Source organism: Rhodoplanes sp. P11, assembly GCF_964266735.1.
GTDB lineage: Bacteria > Pseudomonadota > Alphaproteobacteria > Rhizobiales > Xanthobacteraceae > Rhodoplanes > Rhodoplanes serenus.
This window is the reverse complement of record NZ_CAXWGY010000022.1, coordinates 173,896-191,665: the sequence shown is the minus strand read 5'-3', so window position 1 is coordinate 191,665 and position 17,770 is coordinate 173,896. Positions and strand designations below refer to the sequence as shown.

The 17,770-nt window shown below is 70.9% G+C and carries 16 protein-coding genes; 11 read left to right on the top strand and 5 right to left on the bottom strand.

The window, feature by feature from the left end:
• Positions 1-644: 644 nt before the first annotated feature.
• The 3 genes from ACFQUV_RS25650 to ACFQUV_RS25640 are packed head-to-tail and all read right to left on the bottom strand — an operon-like array spanning position 645 to position 3,526.
• Positions 645-1,643 carry a TRAP transporter substrate-binding protein gene (locus ACFQUV_RS25650; RefSeq protein ID WP_129607943.1) on the bottom strand — a complete coding sequence of 333 codons (999 nt, stop codon included), beginning with the start codon at positions 1,641-1,643 and terminating at the stop codon, positions 645-647.
• 26 nt (positions 1,644-1,669) lie between these two features.
• The gene (locus ACFQUV_RS25645) at positions 1,670-2,977 is read right to left on the bottom strand and encodes a TRAP transporter large permease (protein ID WP_111387109.1); all 1,308 of its coding nucleotides are present in this window, start codon (positions 2,975-2,977) and stop codon (positions 1,670-1,672) included.
• A 3-nt stretch (positions 2,978-2,980) separates the two neighbouring features.
• Positions 2,981-3,526, bottom strand: coding sequence for a TRAP transporter small permease (locus ACFQUV_RS25640; protein ID WP_111387111.1), 546 nt, complete (start codon positions 3,524-3,526; stop codon positions 2,981-2,983).
• Between the two features lie 527 nt (positions 3,527-4,053).
• Here ACFQUV_RS25640 and ftsW point away from each other — a divergent pair.
• The 7 genes from ftsW to murB all read left to right on the top strand — a co-directional run bounded on the left by ftsW (position 4,054) and on the right by murB (position 10,207).
• On the top strand, positions 4,054-5,208 hold the full coding sequence (ftsW, locus tag ACFQUV_RS25635) for a putative lipid II flippase FtsW (RefSeq protein ID WP_111387113.1): 1,155 nt from the start codon (positions 4,054-4,056) through the stop codon (positions 5,206-5,208).
• An 89-nt stretch (positions 5,209-5,297) separates the two neighbouring features.
• Positions 5,298-6,413, top strand: coding sequence for an undecaprenyldiphospho-muramoylpentapeptide beta-N-acetylglucosaminyltransferase (gene murG, locus ACFQUV_RS25630; protein WP_244601695.1), 1,116 nt, complete (start codon positions 5,298-5,300; stop codon positions 6,411-6,413).
• 149 nt (positions 6,414-6,562) lie between these two features.
• The gene (murC, locus tag ACFQUV_RS25625) at positions 6,563-7,984 is read left to right on the top strand and encodes a UDP-N-acetylmuramate--L-alanine ligase (protein ID WP_111387117.1); all 1,422 of its coding nucleotides are present in this window, start codon (positions 6,563-6,565) and stop codon (positions 7,982-7,984) included.
• The gene (locus tag ACFQUV_RS25620) at positions 7,984-8,682 is read left to right on the top strand and encodes a glutamine amidotransferase (RefSeq protein ID WP_129610754.1); all 699 of its coding nucleotides are present in this window, start codon (positions 7,984-7,986) and stop codon (positions 8,680-8,682) included. Before murC ends, ACFQUV_RS25620 begins: the two co-directional genes overlap by 1 nt.
• A 71-nt stretch (positions 8,683-8,753) precedes the next feature.
• Positions 8,754-8,975 (top strand): addiction module protein, encoded by a 222-nt coding sequence (locus tag ACFQUV_RS25615; protein ID WP_207211560.1) that lies wholly within the window; start codon positions 8,754-8,756, stop codon positions 8,973-8,975.
• Positions 8,951-9,268 carry a type II toxin-antitoxin system RelE/ParE family toxin gene (locus ACFQUV_RS25610; protein WP_129610752.1) on the top strand — a complete coding sequence of 106 codons (318 nt, stop codon included), beginning with the start codon at positions 8,951-8,953 and terminating at the stop codon, positions 9,266-9,268. The genes ACFQUV_RS25615 and ACFQUV_RS25610 overlap by 25 nt, the downstream gene beginning before the upstream one ends.
• A gap of 18 nt (positions 9,269-9,286) precedes the next feature.
• A complete protein-coding gene (murB, locus tag ACFQUV_RS25605; protein ID WP_129610751.1) occupies positions 9,287-10,207 on the top strand; it encodes a UDP-N-acetylmuramate dehydrogenase in 921 nt (306 codons plus the stop codon).
• A gap of 3 nt (positions 10,208-10,210) precedes the next feature.
• Here murB and ACFQUV_RS25600 read toward each other — a convergent pair whose 3' ends face one another.
• Positions 10,211-10,984 carry a DUF4239 domain-containing protein gene (locus ACFQUV_RS25600; protein WP_129610750.1) on the bottom strand — a complete coding sequence of 258 codons (774 nt, stop codon included), beginning with the start codon at positions 10,982-10,984 and terminating at the stop codon, positions 10,211-10,213.
• Between the two features lie 212 nt (positions 10,985-11,196).
• Complete coding sequence (locus tag ACFQUV_RS25595) at positions 11,197-11,982, bottom strand: DUF4239 domain-containing protein (protein ID WP_129610749.1); 786 nt, start codon at positions 11,980-11,982, stop codon at positions 11,197-11,199.
• A 128-nt stretch (positions 11,983-12,110) separates the two neighbouring features.
• Between ACFQUV_RS25595 and ACFQUV_RS25590 the strand changes: the two genes are divergently transcribed.
• From ACFQUV_RS25590 to ftsZ, 4 genes are all read left to right on the top strand, one after another.
• Positions 12,111-13,034, top strand: coding sequence for a D-alanine--D-alanine ligase (locus ACFQUV_RS25590; RefSeq protein WP_129610748.1), 924 nt, complete (start codon positions 12,111-12,113; stop codon positions 13,032-13,034).
• Positions 13,001-13,999: a cell division protein FtsQ/DivIB gene (locus tag ACFQUV_RS25585; protein ID WP_129610747.1), complete on the top strand. Its 999-nt coding sequence runs from the start codon at positions 13,001-13,003 to the stop codon at positions 13,997-13,999. The genes ACFQUV_RS25590 and ACFQUV_RS25585 overlap by 34 nt, the downstream gene beginning before the upstream one ends.
• Positions 13,996-15,315, top strand: a complete 1,320-nt coding sequence (gene ftsA, locus ACFQUV_RS25580) for a cell division protein FtsA (protein WP_111387540.1) — start codon at positions 13,996-13,998, stop codon at positions 15,313-15,315. Before ACFQUV_RS25585 ends, ftsA begins: the two co-directional genes overlap by 4 nt.
• Before the next feature lie 88 nt (positions 15,316-15,403).
• Complete coding sequence (gene ftsZ / locus ACFQUV_RS25575) at positions 15,404-17,224, top strand: cell division protein FtsZ (protein WP_129610746.1); 1,821 nt, start codon at positions 15,404-15,406, stop codon at positions 17,222-17,224.
• Positions 17,225-17,770: the final 546 nt, after the last annotated feature.

Below are 17,770 nucleotides of genomic sequence, written 5' to 3'. Positions count from 1 at the left end.
CACAACCCGAAGCTCAGGGACGATTACAAGGCCATGCGCGACCAGGGAAAGCCCGCAAAGGTCGCCCTCATCGCCGTCGCCAGGAAGATCCTCGTCGTCGCCAACGGCCTCGTCAAAGCCGACGTCGCATACGCACCCGCTTGACATCCAAGACAGTCGCCGGATAGCCGCTTCGCGGCTTCCGGAATGACCACCAAATGGATCAGCCGGATCTCGTATCATACCGATGGCCGCTGATGCTGACTCGTCATGCCCGACCTCGTGCCAGACATCCACGACTTCGAGCCGAGCAGCAACAAAGACGTGGATGGCCGGACGAGCCCGACCATACGAGAGTGCTGCCGTCGGAATAGCTCGTCGCGTAAGCTCGTCACCGACGATGCCCCAAAGCCAAACGCCCGCCGGGACAGGCTCCCGGCGGGCGTTTTCGTGTCGGAAGGGAGCGCGGATCGTCGTCGCCGGGTGTCGCCCGGCGACCCATCGTTTTGCGACACCGCGGCGAGCGGCACGACGGCGGTTCATCTTGTAGCCCGGGTTGAGCGCAGCGAAACCCGGGAGTCGCTGTCACCTCGGTTCGGGCATCCCGGATTTCGCTTCGCTCAATCCAGGCTACGGCGGCGGGACGCACTACAGACGGCTCGCCCTCACATCTTCCTGTAGGCCTCGATAACCGCCTGTCCGTCCGGGCCGGCCTTCTTGAGCCAGTCGGCGGTGAGCTGATCGCCGATCTTGGTCAGGCCCGCCTTGAGCGTGTCGCTCGGCGGCAGCACCTTCATCTTGTTGGCGCGGAGCTGCTCCAGGTACCAGGTGGCCTTCTCCTCGGCGAGCTTCCAGCCGCGCTCCTCCGCGACCGCGGCCGCCTTCAACAGAGCCTCCTGGGTCGGCTTGTCGAGGGCGTCGAACGCGGCCTTGTTGACGAAGGTGATGTTCTTCGGAATCCACGCCTGGGTGTCGTAATAGTGGGTCATGGTCTCCCACGCCTTCGAGTCGTAGCCGGTCGAGCCCGACGTCATGAAGGCGTTGACGACCCCGGTGGCGAGCGCCTGCGGCAGCTCCGCCGCCTGGATGGTGACGGCCTGGGCGCCGACCAGCTCGGCGATGCGCGCCGTGCCGACATTGTAGGCGCGCCACTTGAGGCCCTTCATGTCCTCGACCTTGTCGAGGTCCTTCTTGGCGTAGATGCCCTGCGGCCCCCACGGCACCGCGAACAGCACCTGGAGGCCCTGGGCGGCGAGGCGCTTCTCCACCAGCGGCCGGCTCGCCTTCCACAGCTTCAGCGACTGCGGATAGCTGGTCGCCAGGAACGGCACCACGTCGACCCCGAAGATCGGGTCGTCGTTCTCGTGGATGGAGATCAGCACCTCGCCGGCCTGCGCCTGGCCGGTCTGCACGGCGCGCTTGATCTCCGGCGCCTTGAACAGCGACGCGCTGGCATGCACCGTGATCTGGAGCTTGCCGCCGGTGGCGTCGGCGACATCCTTGGCGAACGCCATCAGGTTCACGGTGTGGGGATTGTCGGTCGGGTAGGCGGCCGGCAGGTTCCACTTGGTCTGGGCCGCGGCGGCACCGGGCAGCAGCAGCGCCGCCGCACCGGCGACGAGCGCGAGCGCGCCGAGCCGGCGCGAGACGAGCAGTCGGGTCATCGGGTGTCCTCCCATTGTTCGAGCAATCACTTCGAGAAAGCCATCTCGGGCAGCAGCATGACGATGCCCGGGAACACCGTGATCAGCGCCACCGCCACCACCAGCAGCATGAAGAACGGGATCGAGGCGCGCGCCACCGTGTAGCTGTCCTTGCCGCTCATAGTCTGGAGCACGAACAGGTTGAAGCCGACCGGCGGCGACACCTCCGCCATCTCGACCACCAGCACCACGAAGATGCCGAACCACACGAGATCGAAGCCCGCCTGCTTGACCATCGGGATCACCACCGCGGTGGTGAGCACGATCATCGAGATGCCGTCGAGCGCGGTGCCGAGCACCACATACATCACGGTCAGCGCCGCGATCAGCGCATAGGGGCTGAGGTTCAGGCCGCCGACCCATTCGGCCAGCGCCATCGGGATGCCGGTATAGGCCATCGCGGTGGAGAGATACGAGGCGCCGGCGAGGATCAGCATGATCATGCAGGTCACCCGCGTCGCCCCCATGACGCTCGCCCAGAACGATTCCCACGACAGCGCGTCGTGCCACCACGCGATGGCGAGCGAGCCGAGCACGCCCCAGGCGGCGCATTCGGTGGCGGTCGCCCAGCCGAGCATCAGCGACAGGAAGACGAAGATGATGAGCAGCGCGAGCGGGATCAGCTTGGCGGATTCGGCGAGCTTCTGTCGCAACGGCAGCGGCGGGTCGGCGGGCGGCGTCTTGGCCGGGTTCATGAGCGACCAGACGATCAGGTAGCCCGAGTACAGCACCATCACCAGGAGGCCGGGCAGGAAGCCGGCCAGGAACACCTGGATGATAGAGACATTGGCGGCCACCGCGTACACCACCATGGTGATGGAGGGCGGGATCAGGATGCCAAGGGTGCCGGCGCCGGCGAGCGAGCCGAGGCTGACCAGCTCGTCGTAGCCGCGCCGCTTCAGCTCGGGCAGCGCGATCTTGGCGACCGTCGCGCAGGTCGCGGCCGAGGAGCCGGACACCGAGCCGAAGATGCCGCAGGCCAGCACGTTGACGTGCATCAGCCGGCCCGGCAGCCAGTTGAGCCACGGGGCGAGGCCGCGGAACATCTCGTCCGACAGCTTGGTGCGGAACAGGATCTCGCCCATCCAGATGAACAGCGGCAGGGCGGCCAGCGACCACGAGGCCGCGTTGCCCCAGATGGTGGTGGCGAGCACGCTGCCGGCCGGGATGTTGCCGCCGACGAACTGCATGCCGACCCAGCCGGACGCCATCAGGGCGACCGCGATCCACACGCCCCCGGCCAGGAGGGCGGCCAGCAGGAGCAGCAGCAGGGCTGCGATCTCGAGGAGCTCCATCGGTCACACGCCGCTCTGGATCGCCTGCTCGACGACCTCTTCGGCGGTCTTCGGCTTGGGCTTCTCGTAGCGCGGCTCACCGCCACGCACGACATGGACGAGCTCGTCGACCAGCGCGATCGCCAGGATGACGAGGCCGCCGGTGAAGCCGAGCTGGGGAATCCACAAGGGGATCGCGATGACGCCCTGGGTCATGTCGGCGAAGCGCCACGAGTACCAGGTCATCACCACGGCGTTCCAGGCGAAGAAGCCGACGAAGCCGCAGCCGACCACGAGCGCGGTGATCTCGAACGGCCGCCGCGCCCGCTCCGACAGGGTGTCGATCAGGAGGCCGACCCGGATCATCTCGCCGGCGCGGAACGTGTGGGCGAGGCCGAGGAACGCCATCGCGGCCATGCACCACGACACGATGTCGTCGCCCGCCGGCAGGTTGATGCCGAGCGGCCGGCCGGCCGACAGCACCATCATCAGAACGAAGATGAGGACGAGGAAGCCGCCGGCCAGCCAGCCGGCGACGAGATACAGCGTATCGAGCGCGGTGCGGATCATGACGTACCGTGTGGGCCGCCGTGGGGGCGGAAAGGACAGAGCGTGACGTGACGACGTCTCATCCTGATCTGCGGGCCGTGCCCTGCGCAAGGGCGTCGCGGGTGGGATGGCGGGTGGGTCCACGAACTTTGTCGACGAGGCAGGGGTGGGCGGGTGAGGCGGATGCAGGCGCCGTGCGACGCAGCAAGAAGCGCGCCACGCCTCGTCCCTGGCCCCGGGGCGGCGCGTCGGGTCGAGGCGCCGCTGGCCCGATCGCGTTGCGGCACGGGGGCGGCGTGCCATTCCGCATCGCCGCGCGGCTATTTTCCGTGCAGGCTGCCGCGGTCGCGGGCCGCCGCCGGGGCGGCCGCTCGGCAGCACCGCTGCGACGGGTCGCCGCGGCGCCGCCCCGGACCCCATCGCAGGGGTCCCGGGCGCTCCGCCCGCCCTCCTTGGTAGCGTCGGCACCCCGGTCCGCGGTGCAATTCGAAATTTTTCCTTAACGGTCCGCCAACCATAGTCGGGGCGGAGTCGAGAGGAGCACCGCCATGGTTTCGCGCGCCGAACGCACCTGGTTCGCCGACTGGTGGTGGACCGTGGACCGGCTGCTGCTAGCTGCCATCGCGGCCCTGATGCTGGCCGGCATCATCTTCTCGCTCGCCGCCAGCCCGCCGGTCGCGGCCCGGCTCGGCCTCGATCCGTTCCACTTCGTCAACCGCCACATCATGTACCTGATCCCCGCCATCGGGGTGCTGCTGGCGGTGTCGTTCCTGTCGCCGCGGGCGATCCGCCGGGCCGCCCTGGTGATGTTCCTGGTCGCCCTGGCGCTCACCGCCGCGACCCTGCATTTCGGTGCCGAGGTGAAGGGGGCGCGGCGCTGGATCGTGCTCGCCGGCGTCAACATCCAGCCGTCGGAGTTCGTCAAGCCGGCCTTCGTGATCCTGGTCTCCTGGCTGTTCGCCGAGGCGACCCGCAAGACCGACGTGCCGGCCAACTCGCTCGCCATCGCGCTGCTCGTGGCGGTCGTCGCCGTCCTGGTGCTCCAGCCCGATTTCGGCCAGACCCTGCTGATCACCCTGGTGTTCTGCGCCCTGTTCTTCATGACGGGGATGCGCTTCGTGTGGGTGCTGGTGCTCGGCGGCCTCGCGGCGGCCGGCGGCCTCGTCGCCTACGCGACCATCCCGCACGTCGCCCGTCGCATCAAACGCTTCCTCGATCCCGCCTCGGGCGATACCTTCCAGGTCGACGCCGCCGTCGAATCGTTCATCCAGGGCGGCTGGTTCGGCCGCGGGCCGGGCGAGGGCACCGTGAAGCGCATCCTGCCGGACAGCCACGCCGACTTCGTCTTCGCGGTCGCGGCGGAGGAGTTCGGCATCGTGGTCTGTCTCGCCGTGGCGGCGCTGTTCGCCTTCATCGTGCTGCGCTCGCTGCGCCGCGCCCAGCGCAGCGACGATGCGTTCGCGCGCTTCGCCGTCACCGGGCTGGCGCTGCTGTTCGGCACTCAGGCGGCCATCAACATGGCGGTGAACCTGGCGCTGATCCCGGCCAAGGGCATGACGCTGCCGTTCATCTCCTATGGCGGCTCGTCGATGATCTCGCTCGCCTACGGGGTCGGCATGCTGCTCGCCCTGTCGCGGGAGCAGCCGCGGGCCGAGCTGCTCGCCGCCTCGTCCGGGCTGGTGCTGACGGAGCGCCCGGCATGACCACTCCGGACCAGCCCGAGGCGGCGCCGCCCGCCGCTCCCGACGCGCCCGCGGCTCCCCTTACGCGGGTCGAGGGGGCGCCGCTGATCGTGGTGGCGGCCGGCGGCACCGGCGGCCACCTGTTTCCGGCCGAGGCGCTGGCGGTGGCGCTGGCGGCGCGCGGCGCCGCGGTCGACCTCGCCACCGACGAGCGTGCCTTCCGCTGGGGCGGCAGCTTCCCGGCGCGGGCCACCCACATCGTGCCGAGCGCGACGCTGCGCGGGCGCGACCCCAAGGCCCTGGTCAAGGCCGCCATGGTGCTCGGCCGCGGCATCCTGAACGCCTATCGTCTCTACGGGCGGATCGCGCCGCGGGCCGTGGTCGGCTTCGGCGGCTATCCGACTCTGCCGCCGGTGCTGGCGGCGACGCTGCGCGGCATCCCGACGGTGATCCACGAGCAGAACGGTATCGCGGGCCGCGCCAACCGGCTGCTCGCCCCGCGGGTGAGCGCCATCGCGACCGGCTTCCCCGGCCTCTTCGGCCACGATCCGCGCCTCGCCGCGAAAAGCACCCACACCGGCAATCCGGTGCGGCCCGCCGTGCTGACGGCCGCGGCGGAGCCCTATCCGGGCCCCGATCAGCCGTTCCGCCTGCTGGTGTTCGGCGGCAGCCAGGGCGCCCGCATCATGGCCGACATCGTGCCGCCGGCGGTCGAGCTGCTGCCCGTTGTGGTGCGCTCGCGCGTCCAGGTGGTGCAGCAGGCGCGTGACGAGGACGTGCCGACCGTCGAAGAGGCGTATGCCCGCATGGGGGTTCCGGCCGAGGTGAAGCCGTTCTTCCGCGACCTGCCGGCCCGCATCGCGGCCGCCAACCTGGTGATCAGCCGGGCCGGCGCCTCGACGGTGGCCGAGCTGGCGGCGATCGGCCGGCCCGCCATCCTGGTGCCGCTGCCGCATGCGCTCGACCAGGACCAGATGGCGAATGCCGCCATGCTAGAGAAGGCCGGCGGGGCGCTGCGCATCAAGCAGGCCGCCTTCTCGCCGGAGCGGCTGGCCGCCGAGATCGCGCGGCTGGCCACCGACCCCGCGATGCTGCCCGGGATGGCGGCAGCGGCCCGCCGGAGCGGGGCGCTCGATGCCGCCGACCGGCTGGCCGAGCTGGTGCTGCGGGTGGCCGGCCTGGTGCCCGCCGCCACGGCCGCCCCGCCCGAGCCCGCAAAACCGTAGTGCTGCGCCGCCGAATTCGCTAAACCGACGGCCGCGATCGCGGGCCACCGTCAGTCTGGCACGGCATCGGCCCTCCCTCGCCCCGCCCGCGGGGAGAGGTGACAACGCCACCCGCGCCGCGTGTGGTCCGCCGAGGGGAGGGCATCGACATGAAGCTGCCGCAGGACATCGGGCCGGTGCATTTCGTCGGGATCGGCGGCATCGGCATGAGCGGCATCGCCGAGGTGCTGGCCAATCTCGGCTACACGGTGCAGGGCTCCGACGTCGCCGAGAACGCCAATGTCCGGCGTCTGCGCGACAAGGGCGTCAAGGTCGCGGTCGGGCACGCCGCCGAGAACGTCGACGGCGCCGCCGTGCTGGTGGTCTCCTCGGCGATCCGTCGCGACAATCCCGAGCTGACGGCGGCGCGGGCCAAGCGGCTGCCGGTGGTGCGGCGCGCCGAGATGCTGGCCGAGCTGATGCGGCTAAAGAGCTGCGTCGCCATCGGCGGCACCCACGGCAAGACGACGACGACCTCGCTGGTCGCCGCGCTGCTCGACGCCGGCGGCTTCGATCCCACCGTGATCAACGGCGGCATCATCAACGCCTACGGCACCAACGCCCGGCTCGGCGCCGGCGACTGGATGGTGGTGGAGGCCGACGAGTCCGACGGCACCTTCCTCAAGCTGCCGACCGACGTCGCCGTCGTCACCAACATCGATCCCGAGCACCTCGACCACTTCAAGACCTACGAGGCCGTCCAGGAGGCGTTCCAGACCTTCGCCGAGAACGTGCCGTTCTACGGCTTCGCGGTGATGTGCATCGACCACCCGGTGGTGCAGACCATGGTGGGCCGCATCGAGGACCGCCGGGTGATCACCTATGGCGAGAACCCGCAGGCCGACGTCCGGCTGGTCTACGGCGACCACAGCGACGGCCGCTCGCATTTCTCCGTGGTGTTTCGCGACCGCGCCGGCGGCGCCGCCCACGAGATCGCCGACCTGGCTTTGCCGATGCCGGGCCGCCACAACGCCCTCAACGCCACCGCGGCCATCGCGGTCGCCCGCGAGCTCGGGTTGCCGGACGACCGCGTCCGCAAGGCGCTCGCCGGCTTCTCCGGGGTGGGGCGGCGGTTCACCCGCACCGGCGTCTGGAACGACGTCACCATCATCGACGACTACGGCCATCACCCGGTGGAGATCGCCGCCGTGCTCAAGGCGGCGCGCGAGACCGCCCGCGGCCGGGTGATCGCCGTGATGCAGCCGCACCGCTATAGCCGTCTCGCCTCGCTGTTCGAGCAGTTCTGCACCTGCTTCAACGATGCCGACACGGTGGTGGTGGCGCCGGTCTATGCGGCCGGCGAGGCGCCGATCCCGGGCATCGACCGCGACAGCCTGGTGGCCGGCATCCTGGCCCGCGGCCACCGCCATGCGGTGCCACTCGACGGGCCGCAGGCGCTCGCCGGCCTGGTCCGCGACATGGCGCGGGCGGGCGACTACGTCGTCTGCCTCGGCGCCGGCAACATCACCCAATGGGCGCACGCGCTGCCGGCCGAGCTGGCGGCGCGCGGCCCGGTCGCCTGGACACGCTGATGCCGACCTGTCTCGCCGTCCGCCACGTCGCGTTCGAGGATCTCGGCGTGCTCGTGCCGCTGCTCGCGGAACGGGGCTATGCGGTGCAGTACCGCGAGGCGCCGCTCGAGCCGTTCGACACCGACGCGCTGCTGCGTCCCGATCTCGTCGTCGTGCTCGGCGGGCCGATCGGCGTCTACGAGAGCGACGCCTATCCGTTCCTGGCCGGCGAGATCGCCGCGATCGGCGCGCGCCTTTCGGCGTGCCGGCCGACGCTCGGCATCTGTCTCGGGGCCCAGCTCATCGCGGCGGCGCTCGGTGCCCAGGTGGCGTCGGGGCCGACGAAGGAGATCGGCTTCGCGCCGCTGACCGTCACGCCCGAGGGCGAGGCGGCCGGCCTCGCCGCCTTCGAGGAAACCCCGGTGCTGCACTGGCACGGCGACAATCTCGATCTGCCGGCGGGCGCGACGTGTCTCGCCAGCACGGCCGCGTGCCCCGTGCAGGCGTTCGCCATCGGTCCCGCGGTGCTCGGCCTCCAGTTCCACATCGAGGTCGATCCGGCGGCGATCGAGACCTGGCTGGTCGGCCACACGGTCGAGCTGGGCAAGGCCGGCCTCGATCCGCGCGATCTGCGCCGCCAGGCCGCGACCCACGCCGCCGCCACCGCGGCGGCCGGCCGGACGTTCCTGGCGCAGTGGCTGGACGGGATCGGCCGGTGAGGGCGTCGGGCCGCCGGATCTGCTAGGCTGATCCCCGCAGGAGCGATCGAACCGGAGCGACCGAGATGGGCTTGAACGAGACCCTGCGAAAGCAGCTCCTGGAGCTGACCCCGGAGGAGAAGATCGATCTCGCCGTCGAGCTGTGGGACAGCATTGCCCAGGAGGACTTTCCGCCGATCGACGACGAGCTGAAGCAGGAGCTCGACCGCCGGCTGGAGGAGCATCAGAAGGAACCATCGTCCGCGCGCTCCTGGGAGGAGGTGCGGGAGTGGCTCTGGTCACGGCGCAAATGACACGCCGAGTCGTCGTCCGCCCGCAGGCCCGGCTCGAACTCGCCGCGGCATCGGACTGGTACGACGAGAATGCGCCTGGACTTGGCGACGACCTGCTGCGGGCCTTCGAGGCGACGGTCGCGGCGCTCGAACGGAATCCATTCCGCTTTCAGATGGTCCACCGGAACTTGCGGCGCGCCGGCCTGGGCAAGTTTCCGTACGGACTGTTCTACACGGTCTCTTCGACCGACATCGTCATCGTGGCCTGCATCCACGGCAGTCGCGATCCTAGGATCTGGAAGACCCGCGTCTGAACCGATCGTCAAATCATCATGTCCTTCCCCGATCTCCTTCCCGCCCTTCGTGATGCGATGCCGGACCTGCGCGGCCGGCTGACGGCGAACGCGCCGCTCGCGCCGCTCACCTGGTTCCGTGTCGGCGGACCCGCGCAGGTGCTGTTCGTGCCGGAGGACGAGGACGACCTCGCCTATGCGCTGGCGCGGCTGCCGGTGGACATTCCGGTCACCATGATCGGGCTCGGCTCAAATCTGATCGTGCGCGACGGCGGCGTGCCCGGCGTGGTGATCCGGCTCGGCCGCGGCTTCTCCGAGATCGTCGTCGAGGAGGGTCACCGCATCCGCGCTGGCTCGGCCGTGCCCGATGTCAAGGTGGCGCGCGCCGCCCAGGATGCCGGCATCGCCGGGCTCGCCTTCTATCGCGGCATTCCGGGCGCCATCGGCGGGGCGCTGCGCATGAACGGCGGCGCCTACGGGGGCGAGACCAAGGACGTGCTGATCGAGGCGCGCGGCGTCGACCGCGCCGGCCGCCTCCACGTCTTCTCGAACACCGACATGCAGTTCACCTATCGCCACTGCGGCGTCGCCGACGACGTGATCTTCACGAGCGCGCTGTTCCAGGGGCGGGCCGGCGATCCGGCCGAGATCGCGGCCGCCATGGCGGCGATCACCGATGCGCGCGAGGCCACCCAGCCGATCAAGAGCCGCACCGGCGGCTCGACCTTCAAGAACCCGCCGGGCCACAAGGCCTGGCAACTGGTCGACGCCGCCGGCTGCCGCGGGCTCGTGGTCGGCGATGCCCAGGTCTCCGAGCTGCACTGCAACTTCCTGATCAACCGCGGCGACGCGACGGCGGCCGACATCGAGACCTTGGGCGAGACGGTGCGGCGGCGCGTGCAGGAGACCTCGGGCGTCATGCTCGACTGGGAGATCAAGCGCATCGGCATTCCGGCCTGACGGTCAGCTCGTGGTCGCGAACTGGCTCACCGCCCGCTCCAGCGACGACGGCGCGATGCTGAGGGCGCCGGCGAACGGCTGCTCCTGAAGAGCGATCGGCCACAGGGCCACGATCACCGACAGGGCGAACACCGCGGCGGCCGCCACATGGGCGCGCGGTCGCTCCAGATGCACGAGCGCGATACAGAGCTGGGTCACCAGCCCGAGCACCAGCACGCTCACCCACTGAATGCGGCTGGTGCGGTTGAAGGCGAGGGCGAGGCGCTCGCCCCGCGCCTCGCCGAGGGTCAGCACCGCGGTGATCAGGGCAGTCTGCACCGCCGGGCTGGTCTCCCGGGCCATGGCTGGATCGCTGGCGTGACGCATCAGCGCGTGCAGCGCCGTCTCGGCGTGGGCGGAGTGCTGGCTCTGGGCCATCTTGGGCCACTCGTCCGTCACCACCGCCTCGGCGTAGCGCTTCAGCGGGCCGGTGATCGTCGCGGCGCCCTCAGACCGGCTGAGTGCGTACAGGGTGGCGACGGCGCCGGCCTCGGTGTTCACGGCCACCCAGGCGCGGTGGTTGCGATCGGCCATGTCGCTGGCCAGGAAGCCGGCCAGCAGCGAGAACAGCACCGCCGTCGAGGCGAACACCGAGTCGGCGATGCCGGTGAGGCTGCGCACCTTGTCGCGCACCGGCGAGCGGAAGGCGAGCCACGCCAGCAGGGCCGCGCCGGTGGCGAACAGCAGCAGCAGGATGCCGAGAAAGCTGCCGGCGGGCAGACCGACCCAGGTGTTCATGGCGGCGCGCTCCAACGCTGTCGATGCGCCGGCCTGATCACCGGCGACGCCATGGTGGCTCGCAATGGTTGTAGAATAATAAAAAACAATCTTTGATAGACATCGGGACGGATTTCGCCAGCCTGCCGACCCGGCCGTCGCGGCCGCGATGGCTGCCGAGTCCGCGCCGGCTCTTTCGGCGTCGGCTCGTCAGTGGCGCGGGCCGTGCGGGATCAGCCGCCGGGCGGCGTGATCAGCGCCAGGGTCCGCTCCAGCGGCACCGGCGATACCCGCATGTGGCCGCTGAACGGGTACTCCTGGAGCGCCACCAAGCCGAGCGCGATGACCGCCCCGAGAGTGAACACCGCCATGGCGGCGACCTTGGCGCGCGGCTTGTCGAGATGAACGAGCGCCACCGCGATCTGGGTCACCAGGCCGAGCGCCAGCACGGTCAGCCACTTCACGTCGTTGGTCTGGTCGGAGGCGAGGGCGAGCCGGTCGGCGCGGGCGTCGCGGACGCGGATCACCGCGTTGAGCAGTGCGGCGTGCACGGTCTGGCCGGCGTCGCGGGCGATCGCCGGATCGGCGACCTCGCGCAGCAGGTCGCGCAGCGCCGTCCCGGTCGCGGCCGAGCGCCGGCCCTCCGCCATGGCGGGCCATTCGTCTTTCAGCACGCTGTCAACATAGGTCCTTAGCTGAGCGCGGATCGCCGCCATGTCGGAGGCGGCCGCGATGCTCAGGGTATTGACCATCACGATGGCGCTCGCCTCGCCGTTGACGGCGCGCCACGCCTGCCGGTTGCGGTCGGCGATGTCGCCGGCCAGGAAGCCGGTCAGCAGCGAGAACAGCACGCTCACGGTGGCCATGAACGGCGCCACCACGCCGGTGAAGCTCTTGATCCAGGGGCTGACCGGCGAGGCGACCGCGAGCCAGGTGATCACGGCCCCGGTGGCGCCGTAGCCCAGGGTCAGCACGGCGAACAGCGCCCAGGTCGGCAGTTCGAGCCACAGTCCGATCATCAGCCCTCCGCGGCCTGCGGTTCGTTCGGGGGCGCGGTTCAGGCGCGATTCGCTTATACCGGCCGAACCGAATCGGGTCACGGGCCGGGCGGCGCGCCGCCGCGGCGAGTGGAAGAGGAACCACGAACATGGGCAGCAAGCACGTCGCCGTTCTGATGGGAGGCTGGTCGTCGGAGCGCGAGGTCAGCCTGCGCTCGGGGGCCGCCTGCGCGGCGGCCCTGGAGGCGCGCGGCTACCGCGTCACCCGCATCGACGTCGGCCGCGACATCGCCGCGGTGCTCGCCTCCGTGCAGCCCGACGTGGCCCTCAACGTGCTGCACGGCCGCCCCGGCGAGGATGGCACCATCCAGGGCATCCTGGAGGTGATGCAGGTGCCCTACACGCATTCGGGAGTGCTGGCCTCGGCGCTCGCCATGCAGAAGGACGCCGCCAAGGTGGCGCTCGCGGCCGCCGGTGTTCCGGTGCCTGAAGGAGTGACGGTGTCGCGCGCCGAGGCCGCCAAGGCGCACGTCCTGCCGCGTCCCTATGTGATCAAGCCGGTCTGCGAAGGGTCGAGCGTCGGCGTGTTCATCGTCACCGAGGCGCACGAGCACCCGCCCCAGGAGCTCACCCGATCGGACTGGCCCTATGGCGAGCAGGTGTTGTGCGAGCGCTACATCGTTGGGAAAGAGTTAACGTGCGCCGTGATGGGCGACCGTGCCCTCGATGTCATTGAAATCGTTCCGAATGTCGCTTTTTACGACTACGAGGCCAAGTACGCGCCGGGGGGCTCCACCCACGTCTTGCCGGCGAGAATTAAACCGAATGTTTACCAACAGGTCCGAACACTGGCTCTCCGAGCGCATCAGGCGCTCGGCTGCCGCGGGGTGAGCCGAGCCGATTTTCGGTTCGACGACCGTCTGGAGGGGACGGCCGGGCTCTTCTGCCTGGAGGTCAACACCCAGCCCGGCATGACCGAGACGTCGCTGGTGCCCGAAATGGCCGCGCATGCGGGCATCTCGTTCGAAGAGTTGGTTGCATGGATGGTGGAGGACGCGAGTTTGGGTCGCTGACCGGGCGAGGGTCGCCCGGGGGATCGCCGCGTGCGCGCGGGGCGAGCCCGCGACGTCGCCGTCCGTCCGCCCACCGGCCGGCGGGGCGGTTCGCCACCTTCGGCCCGCTGGCCACCATTCGCCGCCAGGCCGAGCGCCTGGTGTGGGCGCTGGAGCGGCTCCGGCTGCCGCGCTACACCGGCGTCGGCGCCACGGCGCTGATCTTCGCGGCCAGCATCGGGTCCGGCGTCGTGCTCGGCGGTCACACCCCGGTCGTCACGGCGTGGTTCGCCGATGTCCGCGACATGGCCGCCAACGCGGCCGGCTTCCGCATCGCCGGGGTGGCGCTCACCGGCCACAAGCACCTGTCGCGCGACGAGGTGCTGGCGATCGCCGGCATCACCGGCCGCTCGTCGCTGCTGTTCCTCGACGCCGCCGAGGCGCGCAATCGCCTCAAGGCCAATCCGTGGGTCGGCGACGCCACCGTCCAGAAGCTCTATCCGGACCGGGTCGCCATCGACATCGTCGAGCGCCGCGCCTTCGCGCTGTGGCAGCGCGACGGCCAGGTCCACGTCATCGCGGCGGACGGCACCGTGCTCGAAGCCTACCTGTCGCGCGGCGTGATGGCGCTGCCCTTCGTGGTCGGCACCGGCGCCGAGCGGCGGGCCCGCGACTTCCTGGCGCTGCTCGATCGCCATCCCGATCTTCGTGATCAGGTCCGCGCCTCGGTGCTGGTCGGCGAACGGCGCTGGAACCTCAAGCTCAAGAACGGCATCGACATCCGCCTGCCGGAGACCGACGTGCCGGCGGCGCTCGATCGTCTCGCCTCGCTCGAACGCGACAAGAAGCTCCTGTCGCGCGACATCACCGTGGTGGATCTCCGTCTGCCGGACCGCATCACCGTGCGTCTCTCCGACAGCGCCGCCCAGGCCCGCGACGAGGCCCTCAAGGCCAAACGCCCGAAGCCGAAGGGAGGCGCCGCATGAGTGACCTTCAGTTCGGCCTGGCGCCCAAGATGAAGCCGCTGTCGCCGCGGCGTAGCGCGGTGGTGGCCGCGCTCGACGTCGGCACCAGCAAGATCGCCTGCCTGATCGCCCGCCTGACGCCGCAGCCGCCGCCCGACGTGCTGCGCCGGCGCACCCATGCGATCGAGGTGATCGGCTTCAGCCACACCGAGTCGCGCGGCCTCAAGGGCGGCCGCGTCGCCGAGCTGGCCGAGGCCGAGGTGGCGATCCGCCAGGCCGTCGATCTCGCCGAGCGGGCGGGGCGCTGCCAGGTCGAGGCGGTGATCGTGTCGCTGTCCTGCGGGCGGCCGTCGAGCGAGCTGTTCGCCGCGTCGGTGGACGTGCCCGGCACGGTGCGCGAGGGCGACATCGCCCGCGTGCTCTCGGCCGGCAGCCGCATGTCGGTGCGGCCGGGGCGGGTGGTGCTGCACTCGGTGCCGATCGGCTACGCCATCGACCAGGAGCGCGGCATCCGTGATCCGCGCGGCATGCTGGCCCAGCGGTTCGGCGTCGACATGCATGTGCTGACCGCGGACGCCGCGGCGGCCCGCAACCTGATGCTGGCGATCGAGCGGTGCCATCTGTCGGTCGAGGCGATGGTGGCGAGTCCTTATGTCGCAGCGCTGGCGGCGCTCGCCGACGACGAGGCCGAGCTCGGCGCCGCGGTGGTCGACATGGGGGCGGGGACGACGACGCTCGCGGTGTTCTCGGGCGGGCGTTTCGTGCATGCCGACGGCTTCGCGCTCGGCGGCCAGCACGTCACAATGGACCTCGCCCGGGGGCTCTCCTGCACGGTCCCGGACGCCGAGCGAATCAAGACGCTCTATGGCAATGTGCTCGGTGGCGCGATGGATGATCGCGACATGATCGCCGTTCCGGCGGTTCCGGGCGACGATCGGGAGCCGCCGCAGTTCGTCTCCCGGGCGACTCTCACGCGGATCGTCAAGCCGCGGGTGGAGGAGATCCTGGAGATGCTGCGCGACCGGCTGGCGGCATCGCCGTTCGCGGCCGAGCCGCGCGGCCGCGTCATCGTCACCGGCGGGGCGAGCGAGTTGACCGGATTCTCGGAGCTCGCCGCGCGCATCCTCGGACGTCCGGTCCGGGTTGGACGGCCGCTCGGCGTGGCCGGGCTGCCAGAGGGTGCCAAGGGCGCGGCCTTTGCGGTCGCCGCCGGGCTCCTGGTCTATCCCCAGGTGGCCCACTTGGAGCATTTCGATCCGCGTCGGGCCCATCGGTCCCGATCGGGGGCGAGCGGATATTTCACTCGGGTCGGGCAATGGCTACGCGAGAGCTTCTGATGACCCGGATGGATTCGACGAACTTCGCCGGCGGCGGACCGGCGAGACCCGGCGGCGTCCGCGACGCCACCGCACCGAAGAGGCAGCCATGAGCATCAACTTGAAGATCCCCGATATCCGGGAATTGAAGCCGCGGATCACCGTGTTCGGGGTCGGCGGCGCCGGCGGCAACGCCGTCAACAACATGATCCGCGGGGGCCTCCAGGGCGTCGACTTCGTCGTCGCCAACACCGATGCTCAGGCGCTGACCATGTCGCAGGCCGAGCGCATCATCCAGATGGGTGTGCAGGCCACCGAGGGCCTCGGCGCCGGCTCGCAGCCGGACGTCGGGCGCAGCGCGGCCGAAGAGGTGATCGACGAGATCCGCGACCACCTCACCGGCGCCCACATGGTGTTCGTCACCGCCGGCATGGGCGGCGGCACCGGCACCGGCGCCTCGCCGGTGGTGGCGCGGGCGGCGCGCGAGCTCGGCATCCTGACCGTCGGCGTCGTCACCAAGCCGTTCCACTTCGAGGGCCAGCGCCGCATGCGGCTGGCCGAGAACGGCATCGCCGAGCTTCAGAAGGTGGTCGACACCCTCATCATCATCCCGAACCAGAATCTGTTCCGGATCGCCAACGAGAAGACGACCTTCGCGGACGCCTTCGCGATGGCCGACCAGGTGCTCTACTCGGGCGTCGGCTGCATCACCGACCTGATGGTCAAGGAAGGGCTGATCAACCTCGACTTCGCCGACGTCCGCGCCGTCATGCGCGAGATGGGCAAGGCGATGATGGGCACCGGCGAGGCGACCGGCGAGAAGCGGGCGCTGCGCGCCGCCGAGGCGGCGATCGCCAACCCGCTGATCGACGACGTCTCGATGAAGGGCGCCCGCGGCCTGCTGATCTCCATCACGGGCGGCAAGGATCTGACGCTGTACGAGGTCGACGAGGCCGCCACCCGCATCCGCGAGGAGGTCGATGCCGACGCCAACATCATCGTCGGCGCCACCTTCGACGAGAGCCTGGAAGGCGTCATCCGCGTGTCGGTGGTCGCCACCGGGGTCGATCAGGTGATGCTGGCGGGCCAGCAGCCGCAGGCCCTGCCGGGCCTCGACGCCTTCGCGCCGCGGGTGCCGGCCGGGCCGACCAATGCCCAGGCGGCCGCCCACGAGTCGCGCATCGCCGATCTCGCCGAGCGGATGCGGGCCGACAACAAGCGGATCGCCGACCGCATCGACCAGGCCGGGCCGACCGCCGCCGACCGTGCCGCCATCCAGCCGCTGATCCCGGCCGATCCGGCGGGTCCGTCGAGCATCGACGCCGTCGCCACCGCGGCGGTGGCCGACGCCCTGGCGCCGCGCGAGATCGAGGACGTCACCATCCGGCCGATCCAGCCGAAGCCGACCTTCTTCCCGGATGCCCTCGGGGCCGAGCCCCCGATGGCCGAGGAGGCGCCCCCGGCGGTGTTCATCCCGCCGCAGCCCGAGCGGCCGGCGAGCCGGCCGCCCCGCATGCCGCGGATCGACGAGCTGCCGCTGCCGGCCCAGAACGAGCTGCGCGCCCAGCGCGGCGACCCGGCCGGCGACGAGCATCCGGAGAAGCGCCGGATGACCCTGTTGCAGCGCCTCGCCGCCGTCGGCCTCGGCCGTCGCGAGGACGAGGCGCGGCCGGCGGAGCCGAGGCCGCAGGCCCCGCCGCAGATGCGGACCGCGCCGCAGGAGCGGCCCGATCGGCCGATGCCGCGGATGCCGCGCACCGCCGATCCGGTGTCCGACTATGCCCGCCGTCCGGGCCCGGCTGCGCCGGCGCCTCAGGCCCCCCAGGCGCCCCAGGGCCTCGACATGCACGGCCGGCCGGCGCCGCTGCCGACCCAGCACGACGAGGATCAGCTCGATATCCCGGCCTTCCTGCGCCGGCAGGCGAACTGATCGCACGCCGTGTTCCGGAGGGGAGGGCGCCCGCCGGCGCCCCCCGTCACGAGCCGCCAGCGAATCGTCCGACTGCCTCCGGACGGTTCGCCAGAAATGGCCGGGCCCCGCGCCCGGCCATTTCGCGTTTTGAGGGCCCGTCTCGTCTGCTGCAATCAGACGCCATCCGTTTGATTGGCTCGGGGCGCGGCGAGTGGCTCGGCTTTCACCTCTCCCCACGGGAGAGGGTCGGACCCCGAGCCGATCAGCCGGCTCTCGTATCGGACGTTGCGACGGTGCGCCGCCGCGGGCGTCACCATCGGCCGGACCGGCCTCCCGGGTGCCGGCTGCATGCCGGAGGAGCGATTCGGCGTCGCGATCCGCCCGATTCCCCGGCCGGCGCATCGATTCGCCGCAATCCATCGGCACGGCACGCGGCCTGGTGCACCCGGAGGCGCGATCCGGCCGCCGGCGATCCGGTCACAGGGGTGTGGCGCTGCCGCCACGCGGCAAGCGTCCCATCCGCCGATCAGGACGGTTTTCCTCCTTTTTTCGTGGCCGAAACCC